The 7,684-nt window shown below is 67.9% G+C and carries 8 protein-coding genes; 1 reads left to right on the plus strand and 7 read right to left on the minus strand.

What is annotated here, in order from left to right:
* Window positions 1-1,197: glycosyltransferase family 4 protein (locus AC1DYI_RS21480; protein WP_477206166.1), on the plus strand; the 1,197-nt coding region annotated here is incomplete at its 5' end.
* A 40-nt stretch (window positions 1,198-1,237) separates the two neighbouring features.
* Here the strand turns inward: AC1DYI_RS21480 and AC1DYI_RS21485 are convergent.
* From AC1DYI_RS21485 to AC1DYI_RS21515, 7 genes are all read right to left on the minus strand, one after another.
* Entirely contained in the window at window positions 1,238-1,888 is a 651-nt protein-coding gene (locus tag AC1DYI_RS21485; protein WP_477206167.1) for a hypothetical protein, read from the minus strand.
* Between the two features lie 17 nt (window positions 1,889-1,905).
* On the minus strand, window positions 1,906-3,633 hold the full coding sequence (locus AC1DYI_RS21490) for a putative porin (RefSeq protein WP_477206168.1): 1,728 nt from the start codon (window positions 3,631-3,633) through the stop codon (window positions 1,906-1,908).
* A gap of 51 nt (window positions 3,634-3,684) precedes the next feature.
* Window positions 3,685-4,404, minus strand: a complete 720-nt coding sequence (locus AC1DYI_RS21495; RefSeq protein ID WP_477206169.1) for a hypothetical protein — start codon at window positions 4,402-4,404, stop codon at window positions 3,685-3,687.
* Window positions 4,405-4,407: 3 nt separating this feature from the next.
* Complete coding sequence (locus AC1DYI_RS21500; protein WP_477206170.1) at window positions 4,408-4,815, minus strand: ExbD/TolR family protein; 408 nt, start codon at window positions 4,813-4,815, stop codon at window positions 4,408-4,410.
* A 25-nt stretch (window positions 4,816-4,840) separates the two neighbouring features.
* Entirely contained in the window at window positions 4,841-5,251 is a 411-nt protein-coding gene (locus AC1DYI_RS21505; protein WP_477206171.1) for an ExbD/TolR family protein, read from the minus strand.
* Between the two features lies 1 nt (window position 5,252).
* A complete protein-coding gene (locus AC1DYI_RS21510; protein WP_477206172.1) occupies window positions 5,253-6,938 on the minus strand; it encodes a DUF2341 domain-containing protein in 1,686 nt (561 codons plus the stop codon).
* Between the two features lie 28 nt (window positions 6,939-6,966).
* Window positions 6,967-7,684, minus strand: a 718-nt coding sequence (locus AC1DYI_RS21515; protein ID WP_477206173.1) for a filamentous hemagglutinin family protein, incomplete at its 5' end; no start/stop codon positions are given.

The raw sequence follows: 7,684 nt of genomic DNA on the forward strand, positions 1-7,684 counted from the left end.
TGCCAACGCGCGTTGTCAGCGCATCAACCAAGTTATCGGCGCATGAACCTGCACGATGAACCACAACTCGCGCTGACACGGCCGCTGCGCATCGGCATCGACGGCGAGGCCCTGCGCCATCCGTTGACCGGCGTGGGTCGCTATGTCTTCCACATCGGCCGTGCGCTGGAACGCCTGTTGCCGGAAGCCGAGTTCTTTGCCTACGCACGTGGCCCGGAAGACGAACTCGCGCTGCCGTCCGCTCGCTGGAGGGCTCGGATCGAAACGTCGGAGATGTGGCGCAAGTTGTCGTCGATGGCCTGGGTCAAGTGGCGCAGCCATGCGTTTATCCGCCACGATCGGCTCGATTCGTACTGGGCCGGCCGGTCGTTGCTGCCCACGTTGCCGTCGAGCGTGACGACCTTGTCGACCGTGCACGACCTGAACTGCTGGGTCGCGCCGGAGACGATGCCGTTCAATGACCGCTGGGCGCACCGCCGGTGGCTGCGCGAGGACTTGCGACGCGCCGACCACGTGGTCGCCAACTCCAATGGCACCGCCAAACGGTTGCGGGCGCTGATGGGTGTGCAGCCGAAGGCCGTGGCGCATCCTGGTGTCGATGCCGGCTTTGCGCGCGCACGGGACATTGACGAGGCGCCATGGTGCGATGAGCTTCGCCGGCGCGGCCTGCGCCAACCCTATCTGGTGGCGGTGGCAACGTGGGAGCCTCGCAAGAACCTCGCGTGTTTGCTGCAGGCGTTCGTCGAGCTCAAGCGCGGTGGCCAGCTGGCCGGCTACCAGCTGGCGCTCGTCGGAGCGCATGGCTGGGGTGGTGACGCGCTGCAGGCGCTGCTTGACGATGCCGCTGAGCACGGGGTGATCAGCACCGGGTACTTGCCTGACGACTGCATGCCGACGCTCTACCGCGGTGCAGAAGCGCTGGTTTGCCCGTCGCTCTACGAAGGCTTCGGCATGCCCGTGGCCGAGGCCCTGTGCTGCGGTACGCGGGTGGTGATCTCGGACGTGCCGGAGCTGCGCGAGGCCGCGCGAGGACAAGGCATCGTCGTGCCGCCGACTGTCAAAGGCCTCGGTGCGGGCATCGTGCAGGCCGTGACCAGCCCGCGACCCGCACTCAACTCGCATGCCGCGGCCTTCTCATGGGCGGAGGCGGCGCGGCGTATCGCCCCGCTGCTGGCCGAGCGTCGCATCGTGGTGTGACCTCCGGCGACAGCGCACGGCGGGCGCGCTGTGTCGATGATCACTGCGGCACGATGCGCTGACTTGCCATCTCACGCTTCAGCACCTCACCCTCGTTGTCGAGCCGCACCGCGGCCAGGCCGAGGAAAGGCTCGTCGTGGGCCCGCATCGCTTCGGGCGTGGCCTGGGTGTAGGCGGTCACCGCCTTCAGGCCCAGTGCGTGCAACTGCCGGTTGGCGTCTTCGGCGCTGGCCAGGGCCTTGACGCTGCGTTCCAGCAGCGCCGTCACCGCCTGCGTGATGCGGCGCTGCTCTTCCAGCGTCTGCGCGGTGGCCTGCAGCTTGGTCTGGGCCTCTTCCAGCTCGCGCGCCAGCGCCTCGCGTTGCGCCTGCTCGTTCTTCAGGTCGCCTTGCAGCCGTTCGCCCTCGGCCTTGGCGCGGTCGAGGCTGGTGCGCAGGCTGGCCGCCTGGCCGCGGCTTTGGGCCTTCTCGGCCGCCAGTGCCTGCTGGTTCGACTGTTCCTGCGCAGCGAGTTTGTCGCGCTCGGCCTTGATGCCGGTGAGTTCTTGCTGGGCCTGTTGCAGCTGCTGCTGGGCACGGCGCGCAGCCTCGCGCAGCTGAGCGCTGCGCTTGTCGTCTTCGGCGTGGCTGAGGCCGGCGTGCACGAGCAGCACGCACAGCAGACCGATTCGAAACGGGGCGGTGAGGGTCATCGTCAGCTCCTTCCGATTCAGAAGCGCAGGTTGGCTTCGAGTTGGATCGTGTCGATGCGCAGCGGAGCGCTGCTCATGTTGCCGACCGGATGGCCGGTGTTGTCGATGTAGCGGGCGCCATCGTCCAGCTCGCGGGTGCTGAAGTAGCGCAGGCCCAGCGTCGCGTTGTCGACGAAGGCGTATTCGCCGCCGACGCCGAAGCCCTTGTAGTTGGTGCCGCCGCCGTGCCAACCGCTGTCGGTGAAGGCGTCGATCCACGCGTCGCGCTCGAAATGGCGGTAGGCGATGAAGCTGCGCCAGTCGCCACGGTCCTTCACCTTGGGCATGCCGAAGCCGAACTTCAGCTGGTAGCCGGTGGTCTTCTCTTTCAGGCCGGTCATGTCCTGCCCGGCACGGCGGCTGATCTCAGCCAAGTCGAAGCCGGTGTTGCGCACGTAGTCGACGTCGAAGTTGGCCTGGTACGGGCGGAACAGCTTGGCGGTCACGCCCAGCGTCAGGTCGACCGGGCGGAAGTTCGACGCCAGGCCCCAGGTGGCCACCTTGGAACACCCGGGGGTGTCCGGTGTCGTGATGCAGATCGGCGCGTTCAGGTTGATCAGCGTGTTGCCCTTCTGGCGCACCGAAGCGGCGTACTGGCTGGTCAGGTAAGGCACGACGCCAACGTTCTGGTTGACCGGCGGCGGCCCGTTTTCGCGCACACCGGCCATGTTCTGGAAGTTGTAGTAGCCCAGCGCCGCGCGCAACTGCCAGTCGCCACCCGACGACGCCCAGTCGACGCCGATCTGCGCGCCGTACAGCCACCTGTCGTGCTTGACGGTGGCGAACTCTTCGAGCGGGAACGCGCCGCCGATGCCGAAGCCGTACAGGCCGGGGCCGAGGTCCAGCTCACCCTTCGCAGCGACACCGTCGATCGCCAGGTCGTCGGGCCACAGCAGCTCGCTGTGGTCGAACGGCACCGCCATGCGTCCGCCCTTGAGCCAGTCGCCTTGCACCGGTTCCCACTGCAGCCAGGCGCGGTCGAAGCCGACGGCGTAACGGTTGAAGTCGTTGCCCAGCGTCTGCGACTCGGAACTCGGGCTGCCCGACGAGCCGCCAGTCGCGATGCGCACACCGCCGGTCACGTCACCGGCCTTGGCGGTGACGCCCACACGCGCACGCACCGTCATGCGGCTGCGGTCGTTCTGGGTGTTGGTCAGGTCCGGCGCCCAGGCGGGCGACTCTTGCGCATAGTTCTGCAGCGTGAAGCTTTCGGCGGCCGCGTTGTTCTTGTCGAACAACTCGCCCTGTGCGCGCACGCGCACATCACCTTCGACCGTGACCGACTTCAGCCAACCGGGCAGCTTGCGGCCATCGGTCCAGCCTTCGTCGCGCGCGGTGGCGAGGATGTCGTTGCGAACCTCATCCTTGATCTGCGCCTTGGTCGTCTCGGCCAGGTAGGGCACGCGCACGACATTGCGCGCGGGCTGGCCCCAGCCAGCGCCCGCGGCGGCGCTGCCGCTGGTCGGCCCGGCGGCGTCGCGTGACTTGCGCAACAGCTCGTCGGCCTTGGCGCGCGTCAGCAGGCCTTGTTCGACTAGCGCATCGATCAGCGCCAGCGTGGTGTTGCGCAGTTCGGTCAGCGTTGCGCGTTCGCCCGCATCGGCCGATGCCGCAGCGGGGCCTTGCGCGTGGGCGGCCAGCGCCGCCCAGGCCAAGGTCGACAAGGCCACCGCACGGGCGCCCCGGGGGAGGTGGTCAACAGCCATTCATCAACTCCGTCAGTTCTGAAAAATTTGAGGCAAGGTGCAGCGGCAGGCTCAGCCGCCCGGCCGCACCGTCAGGCGAAAGCGCATCGGTTGCGCCAGCGCTTGCTGTTGGGGTGGCAGCTGCAGCCGCTCGGCGCTCTTGTCGAGCGCGGCCTGCAGGGCAGCCTGGCGCCGCGCTTCGATCGACGCGCCGGCGTCTTCGATCTCCCAGCGGCTCACGTGGCCGCTGGTCTCGACCCACAGCGCGAAGGTGGCGGTCAACTCGCCGGCATCGGCGCTCAAGTGGCGCTCCAGTTCGTCGCGCAGCAATTGCCGCACCGCATTCGCATAYAGCCGCTCTTGCGCGCGGCGCGCGTTGTCGTTGCCGGCGCCGGAGGCCGCGGTGCCGCCGATCGTCGGCGCGCCACCGCGGTAGTCCTGCGAGACGTTGCCGGCCGCGAACGCACTGGGCCCATTGCCGGCGGCGCCTTCCATCTTCAGCGGCTCGGGCGTGGGGGCTTGCGGCTTGGGTTGCGGCTCGGGCGCCGGGTTTTCCTTGTTCGGCTTTTGCGGCTCTTCCTTGCGCTCTTTGGGCGGCGGCGGCGGGGGAGGCGGCGGCAGCTTGTCGGGCAGCACAGCGATGCGCGCCACTTGCTGCTTGGGCTGCGCGGCGTCTTTCATGAAGCGGCGCAGGCCCAGCACGGCCAACGCGACGAACAGCAGCACGCCGACGACGACCAGCGCAGTGCGCCACTTCGAGGGGCGCGCGGAGGCGGTGTTGGTCAGGCTCATGGCTCAGGTACCGATGCGCGACGTGACCAGGCCCATGTCGACCGACAGCCGGTTGCACAGGTCGATCACCTGCATCACCTGCTCGTAGGCGGCCGCACCGTCGCCCTTGATCGCGACAGTCATCTTCGGGTCGCGCGCCTTGGCTTCGGTCAGCCGGGCCTCGATCTCTTCGATCGACAGCGCGGCGCCGTTGAGCAGCAGCTGGCCCGTCTCGGCGACCTGCACGATCAGCAGGTCGTGCTTCTCGGTCGGCGGCTGGTTCGAAGGCTTGGGCATGCTGATCTTCAAGCCCTGCACCGACGCGGTGGTCATCAGGATGAAGACGACCAGCAGCACATAGGCCAGGTCCAGCATCGGCGTGACGTTGATCGTGTCGTAGGGCTTGGATTCGTTGCCGACCTGGATGGACATGGCGCGTCTTTCGGTGGGCTTGGGTTCAGTGGCCGGCGCGCTGGGTGACCAGGCCGATCTCGGTGATGTCGAGCTTCTTCGCGACCTCGAGCACCTCGGTTACCTTCTGGTACTGCGTGCGCGCATCGGCCTTCAGCACCACCGGCAGCGCGGGGTTGCCGCTCTTCAGCACCGCGAGCCGCTGCGACAACTCTTCCAAGGTCACCGGGTAGGCATCGAGGTAGACCGCGCCGTCGCGCGTGATCGTGATCGCACGCGTCTGCGGCTTGGCCAGCGAACTGGCCGCCTCGGTCTTCGGCGAGTTGACCTTCACGCCCTGCACCGAAGCGGTCGTCAGGATGATGAAGGTCACCAGCAGCACATACGCCAGGTCCAGCATCGGCGTGATGTTGATGTCGTCGTACGGCGCGTTGTCAGCACGAATGTCGGCGGACATCTCATGCTCCGTGCAGCTCGGCGGCTCGGGTCACGAACTCGTCGACAAAGATCTGCATGTCGGCTGAGATGTTCTTGATCCGCGAGGCGAGCCAGTTGTAGCCAAACAGCGCCGGGATCGCGACGCCGAGGCCGGCGACGGTGGCCAGCAGCGCGGCGGCAATGCCCGGTGCGATGGCGTTGACGTTGACATCGCCGGCAGCGGCGATCGCGGCGAAGGTGATCATCACGCCGACGACAGTGCCGAGCAGGCCGAGGAACGGGCCACCCGAGATCGCGATCGTCAGCAGCACCATGCGGGCGTTCAGCGTGTGGTTCTCGCGCACCAGCGTCGCGTCCAGCGTGGCTTTGATCGCGTCGAGGTTGGCGCCGGTCAGAGATTCGGTGCCCTTGGTGCGGCGCTTGGCCACTTCGCGCGTGCCGATCTGGTACAGCCGCCACAGCGACGAGCCGTGGAACAGCGGGTCTTCGGCGAATTCGGTGGCGATGGAGGCGCGGAAGCGCTCGATGAAGACGTCGTTCGAGCGGTCGATCTTCGACACCATCAGTGCCTTGCTGATCATGACCCAGACGGCGATCGCGAACATGACCAGCAGGATGATGATGACGGCCCAGGCGTCGGTGGTCAGGTTCTTCAACAGCACGCCGAAGTAGCTGGTGCTGCCGCCGCCGCTTTCGCCGGCTCCGTCCTTGCCTTCTTTCTGCGCGTGCACGAAGCCGCTGTCGGCGCCCTGAGAAGCCTGGGTCAGACGGACCCAGCCTTCGTCGCGCGCGACCGGCAGCAACTGCACCTCGTCGAGCTGGCCCTGGAAGCCCTGGCCCAGCACCAGATTCGGCGACGCATCGGGCAACAACACATCGGCCTGGCCACCCGCCTTGCCGTTGATGAAGAGCGTGGCCTTGCCACCGGCGACCGTCAGCGCAACGTGGGTCCACGCGGAGGCGGGCAGGGCGGCGGCGCTCAGCTTCTTGCCATCCAGCTGCGCCTCGACCTCGTCGACCGCGCGCACCAGCTTCAGCGGGCCCAACGCCAGCAGCGTGGCCGGGCCAGCGCCAGGGTCGGGACGAACCCAGAACGACACCGTCAGCGCGCCGTTGGCCGCGAGCTTGAGCTTGCCGTTCAGCGGCAGCTCGACCGGCTGCCCGGTCAGGCGCAGCGCACCGGCCAGCAAGCCGTTGGGTTCGCGCGTGGCGGTACTGGGGCTGGCGGTGCCCGTGGCGGCGTCCTTCAACGGGCCGTCCGTCTCGCTGAAGTGCAGCACGCTGGCAAAGCCATTGGCGAACAGTGGTGGCCGCGTTTCGGCCGGTGCCTTCGCATTGCCGGCATAGACGTGGACCACGTTCTTGTCGCTGCCTTGGGCGACGACACCGAGCCGCACCCAGACCAGTGCCAGCTCGTTGACGGTGTCGAAGCGTTCGATCTCGAACGGCAGCGGGGTCTTGTCGTCCGGCCCGATGACGCGCAGGTCGGCGCCGTCCGGTGCGGCAGCGGCGAAGTCGAAGTTGCCCGAATGCAGGCGCAGCGGCACGACCACGTCGTTCTGCGTCGACGGCAGCACCAGGCCCTTGTCGGTGGTGTCGAGCGTGATGCGCGCGCGCTCGGTCCAGTCGTCGTTCCACCAAGCGTGCGCGGGCGAGCACAACAAGGCGGCACAGGTGCCCAGGCCCATCAGGAGTTGTCGGATCATGGTCATGTCTTCCGGAGGAACAGAGATATCAACCGCGGCCGTAGCCGAGGAAATCGAGCAGCAGTTGGCGGCGGGCGCGCAGGCGCTTGCGGCGGTCGTCTTCGTCGTCGCTGCCGCCCTTGGCTTCAGACGAAACCGGTGCGACCGTCGCTGGCAGCGACACCGGCACCGCTCCGATCGGGCTGCCGGCGACGTTGCCGCCGACCTGGAAGTTGTCGGCGCCGCGCACGACGACCGCGCCGATGAAGACGTTGCCGCGAGCCCGGATGCCGGCTTCACCGGCGTCGATCGCGCCGCTCGGTGCATACAGGTCGAGGTCGCTGTCTTCGTTCAGCACCGCGATGCCGCTGCCGGTGAACGAGCCCGAGGTGTCGAGGTAAAGCTTGCCGGTCAACGGATCCAGCCGCAGCACCGGGGCCGGTGCGCCGCTCACGGTCTTTGCACCACGACCGGCGTCGATGTCCCCTTCGGACGACCACAGCAGGATGTCGCCGCGGTCGAGCGAGAACACACGCGACTGGTTGACGAGGAAGTCGTTCTTCGTGATCGCCGCGATGTCGCCGCCGGCCACCGTCACCACGCCCAGGTTGTTGGCCGACTGGCCGCTGGCGCCTACCTCGCCGGCGTTGACGGCGCCGCCGGGTGTCAACATGGTGATGCCGTTCAGGTCGATCGCGCGCTCGACCACGTCACCGTTCTTGCTTTCAGCCACCAGCGTGCTGCCGGCGTGCTGCAGCGTCTTGACC

It is taken from the genome of Ideonella sp. P3_A4 (assembly GCF_056403075.1).

Coding starts and splice junctions, on each gene's coding strand:
- AC1DYI_RS21485 (WP_477206167.1), bottom strand. CDS start 1,888: ATGACCCTCACCGCCCCGTTTCGAATCGGTCTGCTGTGCGTGCTGCTC.
- AC1DYI_RS21490 (WP_477206168.1), bottom strand. CDS start 3,633: ATGGCTGTTGACCACCTCCCCCGGGGCGCCCGTGCGGTGGCCTTGTCG.
- AC1DYI_RS21500 (WP_477206170.1), bottom strand. CDS start 4,815: ATGTCCATCCAGGTCGGCAACGAATCCAAGCCCTACGACACGATCAAC.
- AC1DYI_RS21505 (WP_477206171.1), bottom strand. CDS start 5,251: ATGTCCGCCGACATTCGTGCTGACAACGCGCCGTACGACGACATCAAC.
- AC1DYI_RS21510 (WP_477206172.1), bottom strand. CDS start 6,938: ATGATCCGACAACTCCTGATGGGCCTGGGCACCTGTGCCGCCTTGTTG.